This is a genomic window from Myxococcus sp. AB056 (assembly GCF_006547365.1).
In the GTDB taxonomy this organism is placed as follows: domain Bacteria; phylum Myxococcota; class Myxococcia; order Myxococcales; family Myxococcaceae; genus Myxococcus; species Myxococcus virescens.
Genome location: NZ_VHLB01000010.1, coordinates 1 through 24574, shown reverse-complemented (window position 1 = coordinate 24574; position 24574 = coordinate 1). Strand labels below are relative to the sequence as shown.

Here is a 24574-nt window from a genome sequence, read left to right as displayed (position 1 = left end):
CCGCTGGCAACGCGCTTCAGTCGCGACGGCGACGCCCCACCCGCACCAAAGCGAGCAACGCGAACGCAGCGGTGGCCGGCACGGAGGCCGAAGCACACGAGCAGCCCGACTCGTCGGGACGATTGCCCGGGCCTGGCGCGGGCCCCGGACCACCGGAGCCACCTCCGTCCCCCAGGCCACCGTCCGTGCCCCCGTCCGAATCGAACCGCGTGTCGATTCGCAGCGCGGGGTCGAAGGCCTCGGCGACCGCCGGCCAGCGCGCGTACAGGAAGCGCTGCGGGTTGGAGAACGCGTCACTGCCCACGAAGAGCCCGTCGGGATAGGCCGTGCCCAGCGACGACGCGGTGACGGCGAGGGCCACTGGGTCATTCGCCCGGATGACGCCCCCATCCGCGTCCGCCAGGCGGAACGAGCCCACGAGGGTCCTCGCGCGCCGCTCATAGACGGCGAACGCATCCGCGCCCGTGTCCGCGACCAGGATGTACCCTTCGCCATTGCGCGCGCGGTACAGCGCGACCCGGCCCACATTGGCGGAGAGCTCGCCCGAGCCCTGGATGGAGAGTTGCTGTCCGGTGACGTCCGCGTCCGCGGCCGCCGGATAGCGCCACAGGCCCTGCCCCTGCTGGGTGACGAACAGGGAGTCGGACGCCTCGTCCACGGCCAGGCCCGCGATGGGCCCCGTCGTGGTGAGCGTACGAACCAGGGTGGCCGTCACGCGCCCCGTGTCTCCGTCCAGTTCGTACTGCTGGAGCACACCCGTGGACGTGCCAGCGAACACATAGAACCGGCCCGAGTCCTCGTTTTGATAGAGCGCCACGGCGGAGAACTCCGTCCCCGTCAGGAAGCCCGCCGCGCCAATCCGCATCACCCGGTCCGCGCGGTCAGGGTCCACCGTGTAGGCCGCCAGCCCGTTGAAGTTGATGCTGGCCGTCACCACCAGGGTCTGCTGCACCCCGGACAGCGGGAAGCCGTCCCGCACGGCCACGGCCAACATCGCGCCATCCGCGAGCTCCGCATCCAACTGCTCGCCCCCCAGGCCGAAGGTGACGAGGCCCGAGTTGGGGCTGTTGTAGGCGGTGAGAAACAAGCTGCTGCTGGGGGCGCCGGGGCTCACCCAGAGCGCCACGTCCTGGAGCACCCCGCCGGTGATGGACGGGGCGGGCTCGGACTGCGCTGTCGGCGACACGGCGACCTGCGCGGACACCGGAGTGCCCAGGAGCAGCGCCGCCAGGGCCAGGGGGGTTGGGTTGCGCATGACCGCCTCCAGACTGAGCAATGTGAGCGCCCTAACTTGGCACGAGGCGTCAGGCTTTCAAGTAGGAAGCGGCCGGGAACGGTTGGCGATGGGTGACAGCGTCGGCTAGAAAGTGCGTCTTCCAGCCAACACAGAAAAGAACATGGCGACCAAGCGCGCACTCATTACGGGCATCACGGGGCAGGACGGCAGCTATCTCGCGGAGCTGCTCCTTTCGAAGGGCTACGAGGTGCACGGCATGGTGCGCCGCTCGTCGGAGGAGAAGTTCGAGCGCATCCAGCACCTGCACGGGAAGATTCAGCTCCACCAGGGCGACTTGCTGGACCAGTTCTCGCTCGCGGCGTTGCTCAACCTGACGAAGCCCGACGAGGTCTACAACCTGGCGGCGCAGTCCTTCGTGCCCACCAGTTGGAACCAGCCGGTGCTCACGGGTGAGTTCACCGCGCTGGGCGTGACGAAGATGCTGGAAGCCATCCGCCACACCCGCCCGGAGGCGCGCTTCTACCAGGCGTCGTCCAGCGAGATGTTCGGCAAGGTGCTGGAGGTTCCGCAGACGGAGGACACGCCCTTCTATCCGCGCAGCCCGTACGGTGTGGCCAAGGCCTACGGCCACCACATCACGGTGAACTACCGCGAGTCCTTCAACCTGTTCGCGGTGAGCGGCATCCTCTTCAATCACGAGTCGCCGCGCCGGGGCCTGGAGTTCGTCACGCGCAAAGTCACGTACAACGTGGCGCGCATCAAGCTGGGCCTCCAGGAGAAGCTGCCCATGGGCAACCTGGACGCCAAGCGCGACTGGGGCTTCGCGGGCGACTACGTGGACGCCATGTGGCGGATGCTCCAGCAGCCGCAGGCCGAGGACTACGTGGTGGCCACCAACGAGACGCACACCGTGCGCGAACTGGTGGAGATTGCCTTCGCGCGCGTGGGGCTGGACTGGGAGAAGCACGTCTTCATCGACCCGGCCTTCGTGCGCCCCGCCGAGGTGGACCTGCTCATCGGTGACCCGGCCAAGGCGAAGACGAAGCTGGGCTGGGAGCCCAAGGTCCGCTTCAAGGAGCTGGTGGAGATGATGGTGGACGCGGACCTGGAGCGCGTGAAGGCGGGGCAGCGGTAGATGCGCATTCTGGTAACAGGCGCGGATGGCTTCGTCGGCCGGCACTTGTGCGCCCTGCTGCGCGCCGCCGGCGACGAGGTGGTGGAGGCCCACGGGCCGCGCGGTGAGGGCATCAACAGCAACGCCCTGCACTTCGACGTGGCCAACGAAGCCTCGGTGAAGGCGGCGGTGGCCGAGGTGAAGCCCGAGGGCATCATTCATCTGGCGGGCTTCAGCTCGGTCGCGAAGAGCCACCACAACCCGTCCCGGGTGTTCGCGGTGAACACCATGGGCGTGGTGCACCTGCTCACCGCGGTGCGCGAGAGCGTCCCGAAGGCGCGTGTGGTGCTGGTGGGCTCCGGCGAGGTGTACGGCCCGGTGCCCGAAGGCACGCGCGCCACCGAGGACACCCCCGCGGTGCCCCTGAGCCCCTACGCGGCCTCCAAGTCCGCAGCGGAGCTGGCCGCGGTGCAGTTCCACCGCAGCTACGGGCTGGAGGTCGTCATGGCGCGGCCCTTCAACCACCTGGGCGCGGGGCAGGACCCCACCTTCGTGGTGCCCTCGTTCGCGGCGCAGATTCGCGCCATCGGGCTGGGCACGGTGGACCCGGTGCTGCGCACGGGCAACCTGGATGCGGTGCGCGACTTCTCCCACGTTCGCGACGTGGTGGAGGCCTACCGGCTGCTGCTCGACAAGGGTGAGCCGGGGCAGGCGTACAACATCGGCAGCGGTGAGGGCCGCACCATCCGCAGCCTGCTGGAGGAGATGCTGTCGCTGGCGGGGGTCAACGCGCGCATCGAGCTGGACCCTGCGCGCCTGCGGCCCTCCGACATCCCCAGCCTCGTCGGCGCTCCCGACAAGCTGAAGGCGCTGGGTTGGGCCCCGAAGCTGACCGTGGCGGACGCGCTGCGCGATGTGCTCGGCCCCCGCGTGCCCGGCGCGGCGTGAGCAAGCGAAGGCGCGCGCGTGTCCCCAAGGATGCGCGCGCGTCGGAAGCTCGGCTGGGCCACCGCTGCCGCGCCAGCTTCGATGGGACTGGCGTCGTGGGCCCGCGATTCCGAAGTGGACGGCCCGTGACGAGGCGACGCGTCAGGCGTCCCCGTTCACTGAAGCGCCGCCCAGGCCTGAAGCCGCCGCTCCAACGCCGTGAGGGTCCACAGGTCCGCCGGATTGTCTGGCCGCACCTGGGCCAGGTCCCGCTGAAGCGCCTCGCGTGCCCCCACCACGCCCCACTCCGACAACACCCGCAGCGCCATCAGCGAGTGATTGCGCGCCACCAGCGCGAGCAGCACCGCCACGACGCGAGGGCTTCGCTCGTCAGCCAGCCGCTGCACCGCCTCGTGACGCGCCTCGGGCGTGGAGTCCGGCGCCTCCAGCACCTCGGCCAGCGAGGTGAAGCGCGCATCATCCAGCAACGGGCGTGGGCCGGGCTGCGGCTCCCAGTGCTCCACGGTGACGTTCGTCCGGCCCAGGCAGACGCACTCCCGGCGCACGCCGTCATCGCCGAAGAGGTCCATGATGCGATCTCTCGACGGCGTGCCTCCCACGAGCAGTTGCCCCGCACGTTGGGAAAGCGCGGATGACACGCCGAGCAGATGGACGCGAAGCACCGTGGCCTCGGCCGCGGCGCTCTGCTCGGTGGAGGCACGGGGCCACTTGAGGAAGACCTCCGCCATCCCCCGCTCATGGACGTACCAGCGGTACTCCAGCCACACGGCACTGGGGCGGAGGGCGAAGCGGGCGTCTTCCTGCTCGCGGAGCCGGGGGGCGCCTTCCGCAAGCCCGGTGAAGCAGCGTTCCAGCAGGACCAGGGCGTCGGAGAGCGTCATGAAGGTGGGCAGTGTAGCGACGTTTGTCAGGCCACCGGGCCATCAACGTTCGTGTACAATCAACACCATTTCCGAGGTCGCCCATGAGCGAAGCAGGACAGCAGCGGTTCACCTTCTTCTGGCAGGCGCACTCCCCTTTCTCCCAGTGGCACCCTTCCGACTTCGCCGTGGACGGCGTGCGCTACGTGTGCGCGGAGCAGTACATGATGGCAGGCAAGGCGCGGCTCTTCGGTGACAAAGAGGCGCTGGCGAGCATCCTGTCATCGAAGTCGCCCAAGACGCACAAGGCCCTGGGCCGCAAGGTCCGCGATTTCGACAACGCGCGCTGGGAGAAGGCGCGTGAGCGCATCGTCTACGAGGGCAACCGCGCGAAGTTCACCCAGAGCCCGGAGCTGTTGAAGGCACTCCTGGCCACCGCGGGCACAGCGTTGGTGGAAGCCAGCCCCGTGGATCGCATCTGGGGTGTGGGGTTGGATGAGGAGGACCCGCGCATCCATCACCCCGCAAAGTGGCGAGGACTGAACCTGCTGGGCAAGGTCCTCACGAAGCTGCGCGAGGACCTGCTGGCGGAGGGCGTCACCGAGGCGTCCCCCGCTGAGTCGTAGGGCTCAGAAGTCGTAGCGCACTTGAGCCTGGTCCGACAGGACCAGGTTCACCGTGCCCGAGGACTTCCCGAACTGCGCCCCGAAGCGCTGTGAAACCGAGGACACGTCAAAGCGAGGACTGGCCCGCAGGAGCGCCTTGCACCGGTCGTTGTTCCCATCGTGCACCAGCACCAGGTTCGCCACGGGCGTGCCATCCGCGCCCTGCTGGAGGTTCCCATCCCAGGCCAGCGAGTACGTGTGCTCGGCGCAACCTCCGCCATGCATCACGGCCAGCGTCAGGATGCCACCGTCCACCGTGGCGCTTCGGACATTGATGGGGTCCTTCGGCTCGGGATTGGGCGTCACCACCAGGGGCTGGACGTCCGCTTTCGCCTCACCTTCCTCGGCAGGCGGAATCTCGGTGGCCTGCGTGTCTTCAGGGGCCGGGGCCGTCGCCTCTGCGCTGGCTTCGGCCTCGGCGGGTGGCGGCTCCGCCGGAGCAGCGCCTGTCTCCTGCCGGCTCGCACAGCCCGCGAGCAGTCCGCACAGCATCACCCCACTCCAGACGAGCTTTCGCATACGTCTCCTTATCGCCGCAGCGCGGCCTCGTACGCCGCCAAGGTACCCTCGGCGGTCCGCTTCCAGGTGAACTTCGCGGCCTGCGCCTTTCCACGCTCCGCGAGCGCCCGCCGTTCCTCCGGCGAGTGGAGCAGCCGGTCCAGCGCCCTCGCGAGCCCGTTCGCGTCGTCGGGCCCCACGCTCAGCGCGGCGTCGCCGCAGACCTCCGGCAGCGAGCCCGCGGTGGAGACGATGGTGGGTGTCCCCAGCCGCATCGCCTCCAGCGGCGGCAGCCCGAACCCCTCATAACGGGAGGGGAACACGAACACGGCAGCGCGGCGCATCAGCTCATAGAACACGGCGTCGGACTGATAGCCGAGCGAGCGCACCTCGAACCCCTCCGAGCGCAGCCGCGAGATGCGCGCCTCCACCCGCCCCGCGCCGAACCAGCTCTGTCCCGCCAGCACCAACGAAGCAGGCCGCCCCCGCAGTCGCAGCCGCTCCAACGCGTCCAGCACCAGGTCCACGTTCTTCCGCACGTCGAGCGAGCCCGCGTAGAGCACGTACTCCTTCGGCAATGAGAGCGCGCGCAGGAAGTCCTTGCTGGTGTCGTCCAGGACTGGCGCATGGACGTGGTCCACGCCATTGGGCACCACCACCGTGCGCGACTCCACTTCCGGATAACGGGCCAGCAGGTCCTGTCGCGTGCGCTCGCTCACGCACACCACCTGGTCCGCCACCATCAGGCTGCGCGACAACCACAGCCGGAACTGCCAGCGGAACGCGACCGACACCGTCTCCGGCATCAACAGCGGAATCAAATCGTGCACCGTCAGCACGTACTTCATGCCGGGAGCGCGGATGAGGGGCAGGTTGAAGTTACCGTGTGCGTGGTACAGCAGCGCGTCCGAGCGCTGGAGCACGCGCGGCAAGCCGCCCAGCGTCCAGGCGGTGCGCCCTGCCTTCGCGCGAGGGGCCTCGCCGGATGACTGAGCCCCTACGCGGGTGAGCTGGACGCCGAGCGCCTCGAGGGCGGAGGCCAGGCAACGGGTGTACAGGCCGATGCCGGTGGTCGGCTCGTCCCAGAGTGTCGCGTCGAAGGCGATAGGTCCCATGGACACGGTGCGCCTCATAGCACGTGCGTGTGATAGGCAGGGCCCACATGGCGATCCACCAGTTGATACCGAGCTTTGTCCCCGGCGACGCCACCGGGCAGGCCGCGCTGCACCTGCAGCTCCTGCTGCGCCGCATGGGGCACGCGGGCGCGCTGTATGCGGACGAGGTGGGCCCGGGACTCGAAGGGCTGGCCAGCCCCGCGTCCGCGCTGCGTCCCGAGCCCGGTGACCTGGTCCTCTACCACCATGGCATCGCCTCCCCGCTCAGCAGCCGGCTGATGCACCTGCCCTGCCGGCGCGGCATCGTCTTCCACAACATCAGCCCCGCACGTTTCTATGAAGGGCTGCCGCTGGCGGACGCGCTGGTGGCGGGACGGGCCCAGCTCGCCGCGATGGCCCCCTTCGCGGATGTGGCCATCGGCGTGTCGGACTTCAACGCCGCCGAGCTGCGTGTCGCGGGTTACCGCAACGTCCACACGGTGCCCCTCTTCATCGAACCGGAGCGATTCTCCCGCGCCAGCGCGGACGCGAAGATGCTCCAGCGGCTCGAAGGTCCAGGCCCCGTGCTGCTCGGCGTGAGCCGGGTCATGCCGCACAAGCGCTTCGAGGACCTGCTCGCGCTCCACCGTGAAGTCCTGCGGCTGCGCCCCCAGGCCCGCTTGTTGATGGTGGGCGGCTACGAGCCCGGCAGCCGGTACTTCCGCATGCTCCAGCGCGAGGCGCGCGGCCTGCGCGGCGTGAGCTTCCTGGGACGCCTGAGCCACGCGCAGCTCGTGGCCGCGTACCGCTCCGCTTCCGTCTTCGTCTCCATGAGCGAGCATGAGGGCTTCGGCGTCCCCCTCATCGAGGCCATGGCCGCCGAGGTGCCCGTGCTGGCCTACGCGGCCGCCGCGGTGCCGGAGACCCTGGGCGGCGCGGGCGTGGCCTTCGACCAGAAGCGCTTCGCCTTCCTCGCGGAGCTGGCGGTGGACCTGAGCGAGGACCTCTCCCTGCGCGGGCCCGTCATCGCTGGACAGACGCGGCGGTTGGAGCACTTCTCCGCGCCTTCCGTGCAGACCGCCTTCACGAAGGCACTGGAGACGGTGCTCCCTCGCCCCGCGCCCACGAAGCCCCGGAAGATTCCTGCGCGTCCCCGGGTGGCGATGGTGGTGCAGCGCTACGGCGAGGTGACGGGCGGCGCGGAGAAGCTCGCCGCGCAGATGGCCGAGCACCTGGCTCCGCACTGGGACCTCACCGTGCTGACGACCTGCGCGAAGAACCACCTCGTGTGGGACAACGCGTTTCCGCCCGGCCCCGACGTCGTGGACGGCATCAAGGTGTTGCGCTTCCCGTCCACGCGGGTGCGTAACATCCGAGGCTTCAACGGCCTATCGCGGCAGGTGTTCGACAAGAGCAACGAGCGGCTGCGCGAAGAGCAGTGGGTGGCCGAGCAGGGCCCCATGTGCCCCGGCCTGCTGCACCACCTGGCCACCGAGCGCGACGCCTACGACGGCTATCTCTTCTTCACCTACCTCTACGCGCCCACGGTGTGGGGACTGCCGCTGGTGGCGGACCGGGCCCTGCTGGTGCCCACCACGCATGATGAGGCCCCCGTCCGCTTCGGTGTGTATCGGGACGTCTTCGAACGCCCGCGCGCCCTGCTCTGCCTCACGCCGGAGGAGCACACGCTCATCGAGAAGTACTTCCCGAATCACGCCCCCACGCGCGTGGTGGGCGTGGGCGTGGATCGGCCTCGGGCGGATGGCGCGCGCTTCAAGGAGAAGCACGGCATCCACCGGCACTACCTGCTCTACATCGGCCGTCAGGAGCCGGGCAAAGGCGTGCCCGAGCTGCTCGAATACCACCAGGCCCTGAAGAACCGCTTCGAGGACGCGCCGGACCTGGTGCTCGCGGGCGACACCAACATGGAGCTGTCCGGCGAGGGCGTGCGCTATCTGGGCCGCATCGACGAGCAGGACAAACACGACGCGCTGGCGGGGGCGTTGGCGGTGGTGGTGCCGTCCCGCTACGAGAGCCTGTCGCTGCTGACGCTGGAGTCCTTCGCCCAGGGCACGCCCGTGCTCGTGAACGGGCGCTCGGACGTGCTGGTGGGACAGGTGGAGCGCAGCGGCGCGGGCCGCGCGTACACGGACCTGGAGTCGTTCATCCAGGGCCTGCGCGAGGTGGGCTCGGAGCGTGGGCCCATGGGCAAGCGGGGCTTGGCGTACGTGAAGAAGCAGGGCTGGCCGCAGGTGGTGGCTGCCTACCGGGAAGAAATGCAACGCATCCTCGAGGAGAAGCGCTGATGAAGTTACTGGGACGGGACATCCCCGCGCGGGAGCTGATAGCCCGCATCGAGGAGCGCCTGCGCACGCGCGGCCTCCCCACCTCCGAGGAAGTGGAGCTGCCGCCCGAAGGCGTGGAGCCCCGGGTGGAGCCGCTGACCTTCAACCTGCATGCGCTGGAGGAGTACGCGGACGCCACGCGCGCCCTCCCCCTGCACACCCACCGGGGTGGCGTGGGACAAGTCGTCCTGCTGGCCAAGTGGGCATTCCGCAAGTCGTGCCAGGTGTTCATCAACGAAACGCTCGGCAGGCAGCGCGTGTTCAACGGACACGTGCGCGACTCCTACGCGCAGCTGTCCGCCGAGGTGCTCCGTCTGCGCCGCGAGGTGGAGGCACTCCGGGCGAGGTCAGTCCCCGCGGTTTCCGATGCAGCGGTGCCGCGGCAAGCGCTCGCACAGCGACGCGAGCACGAAGCGGCGCCGTCCGCCGTGGCGCAGCCGCCGACCGCGCCGGTCTCCACGACGGCTCCAGGTGTAGACACCGTGCTGCCCAAGCCGCGTGCCCCCAAGGCCCAGTCACGACAGCCAGCTCGGCCGAAGCAGCCGGTGAGCGCGGCTTCTACGGACGTGGATTCGACCTCGGCGCCTCGTGCGCCGGCCGCGGGCGAGCCGGTCACCAGCAAGACGGCCCGTGCGAAGAAGGCCGCGCCTTCTGCGCCTGCCCAGTCCTCAGCGGAGGCTTCGCCACGCCGGAACGCCTCCGGACAGAAGAAGCGCCGCAACAAGAAGTCCCGGTGAAGCCCCCCTGAGGAGGGGCACGGCGCCTGCCCCGGACCTCCTGAACAGACCGACACCTTGCATTGACGGCCCATCTGCACCTGTGCTCAATCGAAAACGTGCATGCGCCCTTCGTCAGCGTCGTCATCCCCGCCTTCAACGAGGGCGAGCGACTGCCTCGCTTCGTCGCGGAGCTCACGCGCGTGTTCCTCGAGCGGAGCGCCCCGCCGGTGGAGTTCGTCGTCGTCGACGACGGCAGCGCGCCCAAGCAGGCCGAACTCCAGCGCGCCAGCGTAGAGGCGGCCCAGACTCGCCTCGCCACCGCGGGGGCGCGGCACCAGTTCACCTACGTGGCGGCGCCTCGCAACCAGGGAAAGGGCTCTGCCATCCGGCTCGGCTGGCGTCACGCGTCAGCGGGCGTCACGTGGCTGGCCTTCCTGGACGCGGATGGCGCCATCAGCGCCGAGGAGTTTCACCGGCTGGTGACGCTGAGCGCTTCGGAGCTGGCGCAGAACCTGGACGTCCTGGCCGGCTCACGCATCCTCATGGCCGGACGCCGCGTCGTGCGCAGCCTCCACCGCCACCTGCAGGGCCGCATCTTCGCCACGCTCACGGATGCGAACTTCAAACTCCACTTCTACGACACGCAGTGCGGGGTGAAGTTCGTCCGCGCGGACATCCTGCGGCCGCTCCTGGACGTCCTTCAGGAGCAGCGCTGGCTGCTGGACGTGGAGTTGCTGGTGCTGCTGAAGCGCCAGGGCGCGCGCTTCCTGGAGGTCCCCATCGACTGGGAAGACTTCGGAGGTTCCAAGGTCATCCCAGGGCTCGACGCGGCGCGCATGTTCTGGGGGGTGCTGCAGCTGCGTCGGCGATTGGAGCATGTGTCCCTGCCTACCCACCGTGACGCGTTGCCCGAAGGCGAGCCACACGCCCAGCGGTAGGCAGGAGCGTCACTGTGTAGGCGTGCAGCCCTGCCCTGCCTGCACGGCGACGCGGGCCCTCACCTCCAGTGACAAGCCCGCTTGATTTCCGGACGGCACACCGCGAAATAGGTCCCGCTTGGAAGCCGTTTCTCCAGGTTCCTCCCACACTGTTCGTGACATGCGCGCCTTGACTGACCTGCCCTCCGACCCCACCCCTCCTCTGACCCTGGGCCTGCCGGGCTTTGTCTTCGAGGACCTGTATCGCCCCGCTGGTCTGCGCCGGTTGGCGGAGCGCTTCGACGCACAGCTCACCGAGGATGAGCCCGAGCTCTTCCAGGCTTTCGACGCGTACCGCAATTCTGGCGGCACGAGCGTCAGCGGCGCCGCGGAGTCGGACCTGCTCGTCCGCGTGTCGCGCCACGTGTCGCGCTTCGTCACGCGCCTCTTCCGAGTGGAGCAGGAGCTGGAGCGCCTGTCTGGCCGCCTCAAGGGCGAGCTGCCCCTCTTCGACTTCAAGCGCGAGTTCATCACCCGCCGCGTCTTCAAGAAGGGCGCCGCGGACCGCCCGGCGCTGGCGGAGTTCCCCTCGCTGGACGCGCGCATGCGGCTGATGCTCCAGCTGGGCTTCCCGGAGGCGCTGGCCACCGGGGACCTGGAGCGGGGCCTGGCGGAATCCGTCCTCTCGCTGATGGACCTGGAGCGCCTGTTCTCCAACGCGCTGCCCGCCGAGCGCCAGGGCGAGGCGGAGGCCCTGCGCGCCCGCTGGTCCGCGCTGCGCGAGGTGCTGCTGTCCACGCCCGAGGGCAAGGACGCCTTCGGCTCCAGCCTCGTCACGCAGGGCGATGACGCCGCGGAGCTCCAGTCCGTGCGCGCGCTGCTGTCGCTGGCGGACCGTTGGACGTACGCGCGGGCGCTGCATCCGGAGACGAAGGACCTCTTCCACGCCTGGCCCACCCACCGGATTCCCAAGCCGCTGGTGTTCGACCAGCTCGTCCAGCTCCAGCGTCCGGACAACGAGCTGCCCGAGGCCACCGAGGGCCTGGAGCACCACCTCCGCCACCGCGACGGCTTCAAGCTCACCGACCGCCGGGGCACCTCGCGCGACGTGATGAACGAGGTGGACTACTGCGTGCTCTGCCACGAGCGGCAGAAGGACTCGTGCACCAAGGGCTTCCCCGCCAAGGACCCGGTGGCCGAGGGGCACCACTACAAGAAGAACCCGCTGGGCATCCCCCTCAACGGGTGCCCACTCGATGAGCGCATCTCCGAGGCGCACCTGCTCAAGCGTGAAGGCAACTCCGTGGCCGCGCTGGCCATGGTGACGCTCGACAACCCGATGTGCCCGGGCACCGGCCACCGCATCTGCAATGACTGCATGAAGGCCTGCATCTTCCAGAAGCAGGAGCCGGTGAACATCCCCCTGGCGGAGACAGCCACGCTCACGGACGTGCTGAACCTGCCGTGGGGCTTCGAAATCTACGGCCTGCTCACGCGGTGGAACCCGCTCAACGTCCGCCGCCCGTACGCGCTGCCCTACGTGGGCCGCAACGTGCTGGTGGTGGGGCTGGGTCCCGCCGGCTACACGCTGTCGCACTACCTCCTCAACGAGGGCTTCGGCGTCACCGGCGTGGACGGCCTCAAGATCGAGCCCTTCCCCGACGCGCTCGTGGGCCGCAATGGCCACTCGCTCCAGCCCATCCGCGACTGGTCCGCGCTCACCAGCGAGTTGGACGAGCGCATCCTGGAGGGCTTTGGCGGCGTGTCCGAGTACGGAATCACCGTGCGCTGGGACAAGAACTTCCTCACGCTCATCCACCTCACGCTGGCGCGCCGGGAGAGCTTCCGCATCCACGGCGGCGTGCGCTTCGGTGGCACCCTCACGGTGGAGGACGCGTGGGCGCTGGGCTTCGACCACATCGCCATCGCCGCTGGCGCGGGCCGCCCGACCATCATCGGGATGAAGAACAACCTCATCCGGGGCATCCGCAAGGCCAGTGACTTCCTGATGGCGCTCCAGCTCACCGGCGCGTTCAAGAAGGACTCGCTGGCGAACCTCCAGGTGCAGCTGCCCGCCATCGTCATCGGCGGTGGCCTCACCGGCATCGACACCGCCACGGAGCTGATGGCGTACTACCCGGTGCAGGTGGAGAAGGCGCTCGCCCGCCACGAGAAGCTGGTGTCCCAGGTGGGCGAGGAGGCCGTGCTGGCCCGCCTCGACGCGGAGGAGCGCGCCACCTACCAGACGTTCCTGGAGCATGGCCGCGCCGTGCGCGAGGAGCGCCAGAAGGCGAAGGCCCTGGGCCGCGACCCGGACTTCATCAAGCTGGTGCGCGCGTGGGGCGGCGTCAGCCTCGTCTACCGCCGCAGCCTCACCGAGTCCCCCGCCTACCGCCTCAACCATGAGGAAGTGACGAAGGCGCTGGAGGAAGGCATCCGCTTCATCGAGCGCATGAGCCCGGTGGAGGCCCTGCCGGACGCCTCCGGCGCGGTGCGCGCGCTGCGCTTCGAGCGCATGGTGACGGTGGACGGCAAGCTCAAGGGCAGCGGCCAGTTCTTCGAGCTGCCCGCGCGCACGGTGTGCGTCGCCGCCGGCACGTCCCCCAACGTCACGTACGAGAAGGAATACCCGGGCACCTTCCAGCTCGACGCGCGCGGCGAGTACTTCCAGAGCCACGAGCTGGTGGACACGGCAGACGGCTTCTCGCTGGCGCCCGTGAAGGCGAAGGAAGACCCGGCCGCGAAGACGGGGTTCTTCACGTCCTACCAGAAGGACGGCCGCTTCATCTCCTTCTACGGCGACAACCACCCGACCTATGCGGGCAACGTGGTGAAGGCCATGGCCAGCGCGAAGGACGGCCACCCGCAGGTGGCGCGGCTGTACGCCAAGGAAGTGGCCGCGCTCGACTTCACCGACGAGGTGGCCCAGGCGGCACGTGACGCGCGGCGCGCCGCGCACTTCGCCAGGCTGGACGAGGCGTTCACCGCCACCGTGGTGGCCGTCAACCGGCTGACGCCGACCATCGTCGAGGTGGTGGTGCGCGCGCCCTTCGCGGCCAGCCACTTCTCCCCCGGCCAGTTCTACCGGCTGCAGAACTTCGAGCGGAACGCGCCCGTGGTGGACGGCGTGCGCCTCACCATGGAGGGCCTGGCCCTCACCGGTGCCTGGGTGGACAAGGAGAAGGGGCTGATGGGCACCATCGTGCTGGAGATGGGCTCGTCCTCGCGCCTGTGCGCCGCGCTCAAGCCCGGTGAGCCCGTGGTGCTCATGGGCCCCACCGGCGCGCCCACGGAGATTGGCCACAACGAGACGGTGGTGCTCGTGGGCGGCGGTCTGGGCAACGCGGTGCTCTTCTCCATCGCCCGCTCGCTCAAGGCGGCCGGCTGCCGCGTCGTGTACTTCGCCGGCTACCGGCAAAAGTCGGACTCCTTCAAGCACGACGAAATCGAGGCCGGCACGGACCAGATTGTGTGGTCCGTGGACACCGGGGACACGATTGAGGCGCGCCGGCCGCAGGACGCGGCGTTCCGGGGCAACGTGGTGCAGGCGATGGTGGCCTACGCGGAGGGCAAGCTGGGCCCCGCCCCCGTCATCTCCCTGGCGGACGTGGACCGCATCATCGCCATCGGCTCGGACGGAATGATGCGCGCGGTGGCCGAGGCGCGGCACGGCGTGCTCCAGCCGCACCTCAAGCCGGGACACGAGGCCATCGGCTCCATCAACTCGCCGATGCAGTGCATGATGAAGGAAATCTGCGCCCAGTGCCTCCAGCGGCACGTGGACCCGGTGACGGGCAAGGAGACGTGGGTGTTCTCCTGCTACAACCAGGACCAGCGGCTGGACCAGGTGGACTTCGTCAACCTCCGGCAGCGCCTGCGCGGCAACACCGTCATGGAGAAGGTCGCCGACGTCTACCTGGCGCAGCTCTTCAAGCAGGCCCCGCACCTCAAGCGCGTCTGAGGCGAGAAGGCGGGGCCCGTCTTCACCGGCGTGTGCCGGTGAAGACGCGAATCATCTCCTGGTAGTTCTGGATGAGGTCTTCCTCACGCGTCAGGACGACGTCGATGTTCGCATCGCCGTAGTCGCGGCGGGCATCGGCCAGCGTCTGGAAGGCCTCCACCTGGGCGCGCATCGACGCCACCTGGGGCGCCATGCCCTGTTGCTGCTCGGGCGGAAGCTTCGCCTGGAGCGCCTCCAGCTTCTTCAGCTCCTCTTCGTATTGGAGCGTGCGCCCCAACTGCCGCTGGCTGACGACGGCGGTGACGACCTCCGCGATGCCGTTGACGTCCGCCTCGGAGAGCTGTGCCTCACGGCGCGCCTCGGCCTCCGCCTTGGCCTTGGCCTCCACCACCTTCAGGCCCTCGCGCGCGGCGGCCATGGCCTCCGGGGTGCCGGCGTCCACCAGCGCCCCCAGGTTCTGCAGGCCCTTCATGAGCGAGCCGTACACCTCCAACATCCGCCGCTGATAGCCCACGTACGCGTCCAGCTTCTCCTTCGTCACCGTGTAGGGGCCTGCCTCCACCACACCACCAGAAGCGCCGGGGGCCTGCTCGCCCACCGCCCCAGCGGGCGGCCCGGAAGCGTCCTCGGGTTTCTTGCAGGCCGAGAAGGCCACGAGCACCCACAGTCCCCACAGCACCTTGCGCACGCGCATTCCTCCAGACGGAACATGTCAGCCCCTCATGTATGCTCCGGCAACCTGGGCGGTGAGAGGCGTCCCGCCTCTGTCTGTCACGGTGGGGTTGTTCCGGCCACTGAACAATCGCCGCATTACCTTTGACCAACCCTGCCGCGCTCGTGTACGAACCGCGGTTCTGTCGAAAGCGGTGGAGGGAATTTGAGGCTTTTCCTGGTTAGGCACGCGGATGCGGACGCGGAGATCCCCGAGGGTCTCGGTGACGAGGCACGCGCCCTCACCGCGAAGTCCCGCACCAGCACCGCCCAGCACTTCGCGTCGCTGACCGAGCGCATTGGTCCCGTGGGGCGCATCCTGACCAGCCCGCTGGTTCGCACGGTGCAGACGGCGCAGATCCTCTCCATCTCCGCCAAGTTCGAGGGCCCGCTGAAGGTGCATCGCTGCTTGCTGCCCGACATGCCCGTGGGCGCGGTGGAGCCGGTGCTCAACGAGTACGCGGACGAGAACCTCGTCCTCGTGGGTCACCAGCCGTCCATGGGCGCCCTGGCGGCCCATCTGCTCGGCATGCAGTCCTTCCCCAAGCCCGTCAACCCGGGCACCGTCATCGGCCTGGAGCGCGCGGAGGGGGAGTCTTCACCGGCGTTCAAGTTCCTGTTCTACGCCGCCCCTGGTCAGCAGGTGCTCGACATCATCCAGTGAGGCCATTGCGGCCATGATGGACGAAGCTCGCTACAGCCAGTTGGTCTCCGCCGCGTTCAAGCGCATCCTCGCCGCGGCGGACGCCATCGACCCTGACATCCTGGAAGCCGACAGCACCGGCGACATGGTGACGCTCACCGCGGCTTCGCGGGAGAAGTGCATCGTCAACACCCAGCGCGCCGTGCGGCAGATCTGGGTGGCGGGCCAGGGCCAGGGCATCCACTTCGACTACGACGCGGCCACCGGCACCTGGAAGGACGACAAGGGCCGGGGCCTGGAGTTGATGTCGTTCGTCGCGGACGTCGTCCGCGGCATCACCGGGGCGGACTTCGTCTATCCCGGCTGAGTCCTGCCGCTCGCGGCCTCCACCCAGTCCCCACCCGCGGCCTGAGCGCGACGCAGGGCTTCTCCAGCCTCTTTCAGGAGGCTGCCGAAGCTGACCTGGGACAGGGCGCCCGCCACGGGTCCACGGCCCGGCGGGGGCTCGGAGACGGCGACGCCCACGGAGGCGCTGGCGCCCTCGTAGGCCGTCAGGGACTTGATGAGCTCGCGCAGGCGCTGCCCCACCACCAGCGCGCCGGAGCGCGGCGTGTGCGGAAGGAAGACGACGAAGCGGCTGTCCGCGAAGGGCACGGCGACATCGATGTCGCGCACTCCGGACACGAGCAGTCCCAGGGCCTCGGCGAGCGCGAGCTTCCGCTCGGCGGGGGCCAGGGGCGCGGCTTTCTCCGCGAACTTGTCGATGTCCACCAGCAGCACGGCGATGGGGTAGCGGTAGCGCCGGCTGCGCTTCACCTCCATCAACATCAGCCGCTTGAGGAACTCGAAGTCCGGAGAGGAGCCGACCACCGCCACGTCGGACCGGCTGATGCGGCTGCCGCCTGGAACAGGCGTGGGAGCGAGCGCGGGGAAGGCGCCGGAGTGCCGGGCACCCACCGAGGGAGGCTGAGCGCTGGCGGCCGCTGTCGCGGGGCTCGCGGTGGCGGCATCAGACGCGCTCGTCGATACAGCACCCGAATCCGTAGGTTTCGCCGCCCAGATAGCCGGGGCCTCGGGCGGAGACGCCTGCGCGGACGACGGCTTGAGACCGGCGCCTGACGCAGCGACGGCCTCCGTGGCCTCGGGCCCGTCCTCGGACGCTGGCCCGGCGGCCTCCGGCTCGTCGGCCTCTGGCTCCGCGTGGAGCAGTGGAAGGTCGTCTTCCTCGGAAGCCTGCGCCTCCGCTGTGGCCGAAGCAGGCGCCGCGCCCGCATCCGGGGCCGTGCTGCCCGCTTCGGAGGACGGCGACGTGATGGGCTCTTCGTCCAGCTCAGGTGGCAGTGACGCGGACTTCGCGCCGAGCCCCTCGGAGAACGGCGCTTCCGCCTCGCGCGGCGGTGGCACCACCCGCGCCTGCGCGCTCTCCGCTTCCGGAGCCTCTTCGTCGAGCGGCGGCGGAGGGGGCATGCCCCGCGCATCCGCGCTCTCGACAGGTGCATCCACGCCGTCGAGCGGCGGCGGCGGCGGAACCATCCGCCCGCCCAACGCGCCCGGCAGCGGAGGGGGCCCACCCGCGTGAGACACCCCATCGGACGGGGGTGGCGGCGGCCGTGCGCCCACGGAACCCACCCGCCGCAGCGCCTCCTCGCGCTGGACAAGCAGGGACACGCACGTCAACACGGTGGGGCGCTTCAGTGGCCCCACCAGGCACCCGTCCGCGCCTGCATGGGTGGCCCGCGTGTCCGCCTGCTCCTCGTCCGGCGAATACAACAGCAACACCGGCGCGGCGAGGCCTTCGGCCCGCATGCTCCGGCACAGCGCCTCACCGTCCAGGGCGCCCGTTCCGGACGCCAGCAGGACGGTGGGCATTCGTTCCCTCACCGTGCGCAGCGCCTCGTCGACGCTGCTCACCCAGGACACTTCATGACCGGCGGATTCAAGATAGCGGCGCAGAACGCCCGCCACCGGTGCGGAGGGCTCGGCGAGGACGATGGAGGACCTCAAACCTCCATGACCTCCTTCTCCTTCTTCTTCACGATTTCATCCACCTGCGTGATGCCCGCGTCGGTCTGCTTCTGCACGACCTCGGTGATGCGCTTGTGGTCGTCCTCGGTGATCTTCTTGTCCTTCAGCTGCGTCTTCAGCGCCTCGTTCGCGTCGCGGCGGAGGTTGCGGATGGTGACCTTGAACTCCTCGCCCTTGGTCTTCACCTGCTTGGCGATGTCCTTGCGGCGCTCCTCGGTGAGCGGCGGGAAGGGCAGGCGAATCATCTCGCCGTCGTTCATCGGGTTGATGCCCAGGTTCGCCTCGCGCAGCGCCTTCTCGATGTCCTTGAGGACGCTCTTCTCCCACGGCTTGATGGTGATGAGCCGGGGCTCGGGCGCGTTCACGCTGGCCACGCCCGACAGCGGCGTCGGCGTGCCGTAGTAGTCCACCCGGACGCCATCCAGGATGGCGATGCTGGCGCGGCCCGTGCGGACCCTCGTCAGGTCCGTGCGCAGGCCCTCGAGCGACTTGTCGATACGGCCCTTCAGTTCGGCGACGACGTCTCCACTCATTGCGTTCTCTCCTTGAGTGCTTGCCGGTGGGTCGGGACTCAGGCCCAGACCGTCTCGCTGCCACCCACCAACGTACCAATGTCCCCGTCACCCAGCACCGCGCGGCGGATGTTGCCCCGCTGCGTCAGGTCGAACACGATGATGGGCAGCTTGTTGTCCATGCACAGCGAGATGGCCGTGGAGTCCATGACGTTGAGATTCTGCTTCAACACGTCCATGTAAGTCAGCGACCGATAGCGCCGTGCGGTGGGGTCCTTCTTCGGGTCCGCGCTGTACACCCCGTCCACCTTGGTTGCCTTCAGGATGACCTGCGCGTTGATTTCCATGGCGCGCAGGGAGGCGGCGGTGTCGGTGGTGAAGTACGGGTTGCCGGTGCCCGCCGCGAAAATCACCACGCGGCCCTTCTCCAGGTGGCGCACGGCGCGCCGGCGGATGTACGGCTCGGCAATCTGCTCCATCTTGATGGCGGACAGCACGCGCGTGTGCAGCCCCTTCTTCTCCAGCGCGTCCTGCATGGCCATGGAGTTGATGCAGGTGGCCAGCATGCCCATGTAGTCGGCGCTGGCGCGGTCCATGCCCTCCGTGGCGCCCGCGACACCCCGGAAGATGTTGCCGCCGCCAATCACCAGCGCGACCTCCACGCCGGCCTGCGCCAACTCGATGACTTCCTCGGCGATGCCCATCAGCGTGGGCGGATGGATGCCGTACTTCCCCTCCCCCATCAGGGCCTCGCCCGAGAGCTTGAGGAGAATGCGCTGATACGGGAGCGGCTTCTTCGTGTCGGAGGACATGCGCCACCGCTTCTATCCCCCGCTCCGCGAGGGATCAACGCTGGAGTCGGTGGGCCGGCCCTCCATCGTCCGCTGGCGGTCGCACGGGGAGGGGCCAATCAGACCCGCAAAAGCGAGGGCCGCGTCGCCCGGAAGCCCGGTGGGGGGCATTTCCGGTGCGCGCGGCCCTTGTCAGCCCTGCGTCCAGGCTCGCGGCCCCGTGGGGACCGCGGAGGCCTTACGCCTGGCCCAGCGTCTTTGCGACTTCGGCGGCGAGGTCGTCCTTCTTCTTCTCGATGCCCTCACCCAGCTCGTAGCGGACGAAGCGGCGCACGGAGACCTTCTCGCCAATCTTCGCGGCGCGCTCGGAGATCATCTCGCCGACCTTCTTCTTGTCGTCCTTCACCCAGAGCTGGTCCACGAGGCACACGCCCTCGTAGTACTTCTCCATCTTCCCGACGAGGATCTTCTCCAGCATCGCCTCGGGCTTGCCCTGCTGCTTGAGGAGCTCGCGCTGGATGTCCTTCTCCTTGTCCAGGTTGTCCGTGGGGACCTCCTCACGACGGACGAACTTGGGACCGGCCGCGGCGATCTGCATGGCCACGTCCTTCACCAGGTCCTGGAAGTCGGGGTTGCGAGCGACGAAGTCCGTCTCGCAGTTCACCTCGACGATGACGCCGATGCGGCCACCGTGAACGTAGGTGCCGATGATGCCTTCGGAGGCAACGCGGCCTTCCTTGCCAGCGGCCTTGGCGATGCCCTTCTTGCGCAGCCACTCCTCGGCCTTGGCGAAGTCGCCACCCGACTCGGCGAGCGCCTTCTTGCAGTCCATCATGCCCGCGTTGGTCCGCTCGCGGAGCTCCTTCACCATCTGGGCGCTAACTTCGGCCATCGTCGTCTCCTGCCTCCGCCACTCGAAGGCGCAGTGCGCCAGGCGGAGCATTGTAAGTTCAAGGGGATACTGCGGCACCAGGGAAACAGAGGCGGCCGGGGAGCTGGCGAACTGATGCCACCCGGCCGCTTCGGCACTGACGTGAGGAAGGGACGGCTACTCGGCCGCCGCCTCACCCTCGGGAGCGGCCTCGGCGGCCGGCTCGGTGGACGCGACAGGGGCCGCGCCCTTCATCTCAACGAGGGGGCCACGGCGGTCGCCGCCACGGTCACCACCCCGGTCGCGACGGTCGTCGCGGCGGTCACCACGGCGCGGGCCGCGGCGGTCATCGCGGCGGTCGCCACGGTCATCACGACCCTCGCGCTCCTCCTGCTCGTCGCGCTCGGCGGCGCCCGAGGCGCGGTAACGCGCGGCGCCCTCGAGGCAGGCCTCGGCGATCTTGGAGGTGAACAGCTTGATGGAGCGAATGGCGTCGTCGTTGCCGGGGATGACGAAGTCGATGCCGTCCGGATCGCAGTTGGTGTCCACCAGGCCGATGACCGGGATGCCCAGGCGGCCCGCCTCGTGGATGGCGATGTGCTCCTTCTTCGGGTCGATGACGAAGACGCAGCGGGGCAGCTTCGACATCTCCTTCACGCCGCCCAGGTTCTTCTCCAGCTTCTCGCGCTCACGCTCGAGCTGGGCGACTTCCTTCTTGGGCAGGCGCTCGAAGGTGCCGTCCTCGGCCATCTTCTCCAGCGTCTTCAGGCGGTCGATGCCCTGCTTGATGGTCTTGAAGTTGGTCAGCGTGCCACCCAGCCAGCGGCTGGTGACGAAGAACTGACCGGCGCGCGAGGCCTCCTCGCGGACCACGTCCTGCGCCTGCTTCTTGGTGCCGACGAAGAGCACCGAGCCACCGCGCGCGGTGATGTCCGCCACGAAGCGGAACGCCGAGCGGGCCATCACGACCGTCTTCTGCAGGTCGATGATGTAGATGCCGTTGCGGGCGCCGAAGATGAACGGCTTCATCTTCGGGTTCCAGCGCTTCGTCTGGTGGCCGAAGTGAACACCGGCCTCCAGGAGCTGCCTCATCGTGATGCCACCGGCGGCGGCCATCGCCTGCTGCTGCGTCTGCGTGTCCTGCGTTTCCATGTCGTCTCTCCGGTTGTTCCGCCACGCCCGAGCAAACCTTCCGGCCGAAACGACCGCGGAGGAGCTCCTCTCCGAGGAGAGGCCCTCACCCACGGAGGCACCGGCGACCGGCACGGACGTGTGTGTAGTGAGTGCTGCCTGGGGTCGACTGCCCCCCGACCCCATACCGTGGGGCGGGGCGTCCTTAACAGAACCCCTCCGGGCCGCGCAAGCTTCGCCGCACCGCCCGTCCGGGCAGGGACGGCACATGCCGCTCCCCCGCCCTCCTATCGTCCCAGCGAGGCCCCTTCGCCCCGCCAAGACAGCACCGGCGCGGTGCCTCCCCCAGAGGGTTGGCGCCGCGCCGGCGTCCTCCACGATGAGCCTGTCAGTCAGCCCGCGTCCTAGACGCTGGCCTCCGAGGCACCGTGGCACTTCTTGTACTTCCGGCCGCTGCCGCAGGGGCAGGGGTCGTTGCGGCCCACCGCCGGCCTGCTGGCCGCCGCCGGACGCGCCGCCGCGGCCACCGAGCCCTCATCCAGCTTGCCGTCCGCCGTGGCGCGCCCCTCCACCGCCTTCTTCTGCTGCTGCGCGAGCTGGCGCTGGATGCGGGCGGCCTCTTCCGCCGCGCTGGAGGCGGAGCGGGGCTGCACGTGCATGAGCTGGGTGACGAACTGCGCCTTGATGGCGGAGAGCATCTGGATGAAGCCCTGGTAGCCCTCCTTCTTGTACTCCTGCTTCGGGTCCTTCTGGCCGTAGCCGCGCAGGCCGATGCCCTGACGCAGGTGGTCCATGGCCAGCAGGTGGTCCTTCCAGAGCCGGTCGATGGTCGCCAGGTAGTTGTACTGGAGGAAGCGCATGAAGTTCTCGCCGAACTCCTCCTCGCGCGCCTGGAAGACCTTCTCCGCCGCCTTGTAGATGTGCTCCTGGAGCTCCTCGCGGTTGCCCACGCCCTCGAAGTTCATCTCGAGGTTGAAGGTCTCCTTCACGCCCTGCTGGAGCGCGGCGATGTCCCAACCCTCCACGCCCCGGGTGGGCGCGTAGGTGTCGGTGAGGGACACGATGACGTCCTCCATCGAGTCCAGAATCAGCTCGCGGAAGTCCGCCCAGCTGACGGTCCGCTCGGAGCGCGTCTTGATGCGCGTCTTCGGGTCCTCGTCGTACTCCACCAGCGGCACGCCCGCGCCCGCGGCCAGCACCTGGCGACGCAGCTTGTAGATGGTGCGGCGCTGCTGGTTCATCACGTCGTCGTACTCGAGGAGGTTCTTGCGGATGTCGAAGTTGTGGCCTTCGACCCGCTTCTGGGCGCCCTCGATGGCACGTGACAGCCACACGTGCTCGATGACCTCGCCCTCCTCCATGCCCAGCCGCTCCATCAGGCCCTGGATGCGCTCGGACCCGAAGATGCGCATCAGGTCGTCCTCGAGCGACAGGAAGAAGCGGCTGCCACCCGGGTCACCCTGGCGGCCGGCGCGGCCACGCAGCTGGTTGTCCACGCGGCGCGACTCGTGGCGCTCGGTGCCGATGATGAAGAGGCCGCCGGCGTTGTGGACCTCCTCGCGCTCCTTCTTCGTCTGCTCCTCGAGCTTCGCCTTGGTGTCGGCGAACTTCTGCTCCCACGCCGCGAGCTCCGCCTCGTAGGCCGTCAGGTCCAGCGGCTGCCCGTCCGGGGCCGACGTGGGCGGCTCCGGCGGCGGCCCCATGGACGCCTTGGCCAGGACCTCCGCGTTACCACCCAGGAGGATGTCCGTTCCGCGGCCGGCCATGTTGGTGGAGATGGTGACGGCGCCCTTGCGGCCGGCCTGCGCGACGATGTCCGCCTCGCGCTGGTGCTGCTTCGCGTTGAGGACGTTGTGCGGGATGCCGCGCTTCTTGAGGAAACTGGCCACCACCTCGCTCTTGGCGATGGACACCGTGCCCACGAGCACCGGCTGCCCGTTCTTGTGCAGCTCCTCGATTTCCGCCGCCACCGCCTCGAACTTCTCGCGCTCCGTCTTGTACACCACGTCCTGCAGGTCCTTGCGGATGGGCGGACGGTTGGTGGGGATGACGCGCACGTCGAGGTTGTAGATCTTGGCGAACTCCTCCGCCTCCGTGTCCGCCGTGCCCGTCATGCCGGCCAGCTTGGAGTACATGCGGAAGTAGTTCTGGAAGGAGACCGTCGCGAGCGTCTGGTTCTCGTTCTCGATCTTCACGCCTTCCTTGGCCTCGATGGCCTGGTGAAGGCCGTCCGACCAGCGGCGTCCCGGCATCTGGCGGCCGGTGAACTCGTCGACGATGACGACCTCGCCGTCCTTCACCACGTAGTCCTTGTCGCGCTTGTAGAGCGTGTGCGCGCGCAGGGCCTGGTCCACGTGGTGCAGCATCTCGATTTCGCCCGGGTCGTAGAGGTTGCCCACGCCCAGCCGCTTCTGGAGCTTCTCGATGCCGTCATCCGTGAGGGACACGGAGCGGTGCTTCTCGTCCAGGGTGTAGTCCTGGTCCGGCACCAGCCCGGGGATGACCTGGTCCACCCGGTAGTACTTGTCGGTGCTGTCCTCGGTGGGACCAGAGATGATGAGTGGCGTGCGGGCCTCGTCGATGAGGATGGAGTCCACCTCGTCGACGATGGCGAAGTTCAGCTCGCGCTGGACGTAGTCCTGCAGGCGGAACTTCATGTTGTCGCGCAGGTAGTCGAAGCCGAACTCGTTGTTCTGCCCGTAGGTGATGTCCGAGCGGTACGCCTCCTGCCGCTGCTTGTCGTTCAGCTCGTGCAGCACGCAGCCCGTCGTCATGCCCAGGAAGCGGTAGACGCGCCCCATCCACTCCGCGTCGCGGCGGGCCAGGTAGTCGTTCACCGTGACGACGTGCACGCCCCGGCCGGACAGCGCGTTGAGGTAGGTGGGCAGCGTCGCCGTCAGCGTCTTGCCTTCACCGGTGCGCATCTCCGCGATGCAGCCCTCGTGGAGGAACATGCCGCCAATGAGCTGCACGTCATAGTGCCGCTGGCCGATGACGCGGCGCGCCGCCTCACGGGTGATGGCAAAGGCCTCGAAGAGCAGGTCATCCAGCGAACGGCCGTTCTGGATCTCCTGCCGCATGCGGTTCGTCTCGGAGACGAAGTCCTCGTCCTTGAGGGCCCGCATGCGGGTTTCCAGCTCATTGACCCGGGCGACCTTCGCGTGGGCCTTCTTGAGCTCGCGCTCGTTCTTGGTCCCAATCAGTTTCTTCAGCGTCCATTCGATCATTCGGTCGGCTCTCTCGCCGGAGAATCCTCGAAGGACGGCGGCGAGTGAAGGGAAATCCCTGGAGGTGTAAGGGAGAAACGTATGGAAACCACGTGCGTCCGCCGAAACTTCCACTCGGCAGGCCGCCCACCACGCAGCGGCTCAGAGTAAAGCGGAACCCAGCCCACGCAATGTCCCCCACACGAAATCAACGCCGAGGCCCCTCCCGGCCTTCACGAAGACCTCCCTCCCGCCATCCGGGCCGCCCCGGAGCGCCGCCTAACCGCCAGGGCCCTGCCCCCGGGGGCAAGCCCCTTGCACACACC

The 24574-nt window shown here is 68.9% G+C and carries 20 protein-coding genes; 9 read left to right on the top strand and 11 right to left on the bottom strand.

The window, feature by feature from the left end:
• Nucleotides 1-16: 16 nt before the first annotated feature.
• Entirely contained in the window at nucleotides 17-1255 is a 1239-nt protein-coding gene (locus tag FMP39_RS06710; RefSeq protein WP_141589149.1) for a myxosortase-dependent phytase-like phosphatase, read from the bottom strand.
• 142 nt (nucleotides 1256-1397) lie between these two features.
• Between FMP39_RS06710 and gmd the strand changes: the two genes are divergently transcribed.
• Together gmd and FMP39_RS06700 are read left to right on the top strand one after the other, a co-directional pair.
• Nucleotides 1398-2372, top strand: a complete 975-nt coding sequence (gmd, locus tag FMP39_RS06705) for a GDP-mannose 4,6-dehydratase (protein WP_011555292.1) — start codon at nucleotides 1398-1400, stop codon at nucleotides 2370-2372.
• On the top strand, nucleotides 2373-3299 hold the full coding sequence (locus tag FMP39_RS06700) for a GDP-mannose 4,6-dehydratase (RefSeq protein ID WP_141589148.1): 927 nt from the start codon (nucleotides 2373-2375) through the stop codon (nucleotides 3297-3299). It abuts the gene before it with no gap.
• A gap of 155 nt (nucleotides 3300-3454) precedes the next feature.
• Here the strand turns inward: FMP39_RS06700 and FMP39_RS06695 are convergent, their stop codons facing one another.
• Complete coding sequence (locus tag FMP39_RS06695; RefSeq protein ID WP_141589147.1) at nucleotides 3455-4180, bottom strand: hypothetical protein; 726 nt, start codon at nucleotides 4178-4180, stop codon at nucleotides 3455-3457.
• Between the two features lie 83 nt (nucleotides 4181-4263).
• On the opposite strand from FMP39_RS06695, the gene FMP39_RS06690 reads away from it, so the two are divergent.
• A complete protein-coding gene (locus FMP39_RS06690; protein WP_141589146.1) occupies nucleotides 4264-4785 on the top strand; it encodes an NADAR family protein in 522 nt (173 codons plus the stop codon).
• A gap of 3 nt (nucleotides 4786-4788) precedes the next feature.
• On the opposite strand, the gene FMP39_RS06685 is transcribed toward FMP39_RS06690, so the two are convergent.
• Together FMP39_RS06685 and FMP39_RS06680 are read right to left on the bottom strand one after the other, a co-directional pair.
• Complete coding sequence (locus FMP39_RS06685) at nucleotides 4789-5343, bottom strand: hypothetical protein (protein WP_141589145.1); 555 nt, start codon at nucleotides 5341-5343, stop codon at nucleotides 4789-4791.
• A gap of 8 nt (nucleotides 5344-5351) precedes the next feature.
• Nucleotides 5352-6437, bottom strand: a complete 1086-nt coding sequence (locus tag FMP39_RS06680; RefSeq protein WP_141589241.1) for a glycosyltransferase family 1 protein — start codon at nucleotides 6435-6437, stop codon at nucleotides 5352-5354.
• Nucleotides 6438-6484: 47 nt separating this feature from the next.
• On the opposite strand from FMP39_RS06680, the gene FMP39_RS06675 reads away from it, so the two are divergent.
• The 4 genes from FMP39_RS06675 to FMP39_RS06660 all read left to right on the top strand — a co-directional run bounded on the left by FMP39_RS06675 (nucleotide 6485) and on the right by FMP39_RS06660 (nucleotide 14358).
• Nucleotides 6485-8722 (top strand): glycosyltransferase family 4 protein, encoded by a 2238-nt coding sequence (locus FMP39_RS06675; protein WP_141589144.1) that lies wholly within the window; start codon nucleotides 6485-6487, stop codon nucleotides 8720-8722.
• A complete protein-coding gene (locus FMP39_RS06670; RefSeq protein WP_141589143.1) occupies nucleotides 8722-9498 on the top strand; it encodes a hypothetical protein in 777 nt (258 codons plus the stop codon). The genes FMP39_RS06675 and FMP39_RS06670 overlap by 1 nt, the downstream gene beginning before the upstream one ends.
• Nucleotides 9499-9596: 98 nt before the next feature.
• A complete protein-coding gene (locus FMP39_RS06665) occupies nucleotides 9597-10418 on the top strand; it encodes a glycosyltransferase (protein WP_141589142.1) in 822 nt (273 codons plus the stop codon).
• 160 nt (nucleotides 10419-10578) lie between these two features.
• Nucleotides 10579-14358, top strand: coding sequence for an FAD-dependent oxidoreductase (locus FMP39_RS06660; RefSeq protein ID WP_141589141.1), 3780 nt, complete (start codon nucleotides 10579-10581; stop codon nucleotides 14356-14358).
• Nucleotides 14359-14380: 22 nt separating this feature from the next.
• Here FMP39_RS06660 and FMP39_RS06655 read toward each other — a convergent pair whose 3' ends face one another.
• Complete coding sequence (locus tag FMP39_RS06655; RefSeq protein ID WP_141589140.1) at nucleotides 14381-15052, bottom strand: hypothetical protein; 672 nt, start codon at nucleotides 15050-15052, stop codon at nucleotides 14381-14383.
• 183 nt (nucleotides 15053-15235) lie between these two features.
• Between FMP39_RS06655 and FMP39_RS06650 the strand changes: the two genes are divergently transcribed.
• Together FMP39_RS06650 and cyaY are read left to right on the top strand one after the other, a co-directional pair.
• Nucleotides 15236-15733 carry a histidine phosphatase family protein gene (locus FMP39_RS06650; RefSeq protein WP_141257761.1) on the top strand — a complete coding sequence of 166 codons (498 nt, stop codon included), beginning with the start codon at nucleotides 15236-15238 and terminating at the stop codon, nucleotides 15731-15733.
• Between the two features lie 13 nt (nucleotides 15734-15746).
• On the top strand, nucleotides 15747-16079 hold the full coding sequence (gene cyaY, locus FMP39_RS06645) for an iron donor protein CyaY (RefSeq protein WP_141589139.1): 333 nt from the start codon (nucleotides 15747-15749) through the stop codon (nucleotides 16077-16079).
• Here the strand turns inward: cyaY and FMP39_RS06640 are convergent.
• The 6 genes from FMP39_RS06640 to secA form a co-directional block, all read right to left on the bottom strand.
• Nucleotides 16067-17716 (bottom strand): diguanylate cyclase, encoded by a 1650-nt coding sequence (locus FMP39_RS06640; protein WP_141589138.1) that lies wholly within the window; start codon nucleotides 17714-17716, stop codon nucleotides 16067-16069. The genes cyaY and FMP39_RS06640 overlap by 13 nt on opposite strands.
• On the bottom strand, nucleotides 17713-18270 hold the full coding sequence (gene frr, locus FMP39_RS06635; RefSeq protein WP_090489999.1) for a ribosome recycling factor: 558 nt from the start codon (nucleotides 18268-18270) through the stop codon (nucleotides 17713-17715). The genes FMP39_RS06640 and frr overlap by 4 nt, the downstream gene beginning before the upstream one ends.
• Nucleotides 18271-18308: 38 nt before the next feature.
• Nucleotides 18309-19061: a UMP kinase gene (pyrH, locus tag FMP39_RS06630; protein ID WP_090490000.1), complete on the bottom strand. Its 753-nt coding sequence runs from the start codon at nucleotides 19059-19061 to the stop codon at nucleotides 18309-18311.
• A 217-nt stretch (nucleotides 19062-19278) separates the two neighbouring features.
• On the bottom strand, nucleotides 19279-19932 hold the full coding sequence (gene tsf, locus FMP39_RS06625; protein ID WP_141589137.1) for a translation elongation factor Ts: 654 nt from the start codon (nucleotides 19930-19932) through the stop codon (nucleotides 19279-19281).
• 156 nt (nucleotides 19933-20088) lie between these two features.
• A complete protein-coding gene (gene rpsB, locus FMP39_RS06620) occupies nucleotides 20089-21063 on the bottom strand; it encodes a 30S ribosomal protein S2 (RefSeq protein ID WP_141589136.1) in 975 nt (324 codons plus the stop codon).
• 383 nt (nucleotides 21064-21446) lie between these two features.
• Nucleotides 21447-24269, bottom strand: a complete 2823-nt coding sequence (gene secA / locus FMP39_RS06615) for a preprotein translocase subunit SecA (RefSeq protein ID WP_090490002.1) — start codon at nucleotides 24267-24269, stop codon at nucleotides 21447-21449.
• Nucleotides 24270-24574: the final 305 nt, after the last annotated feature.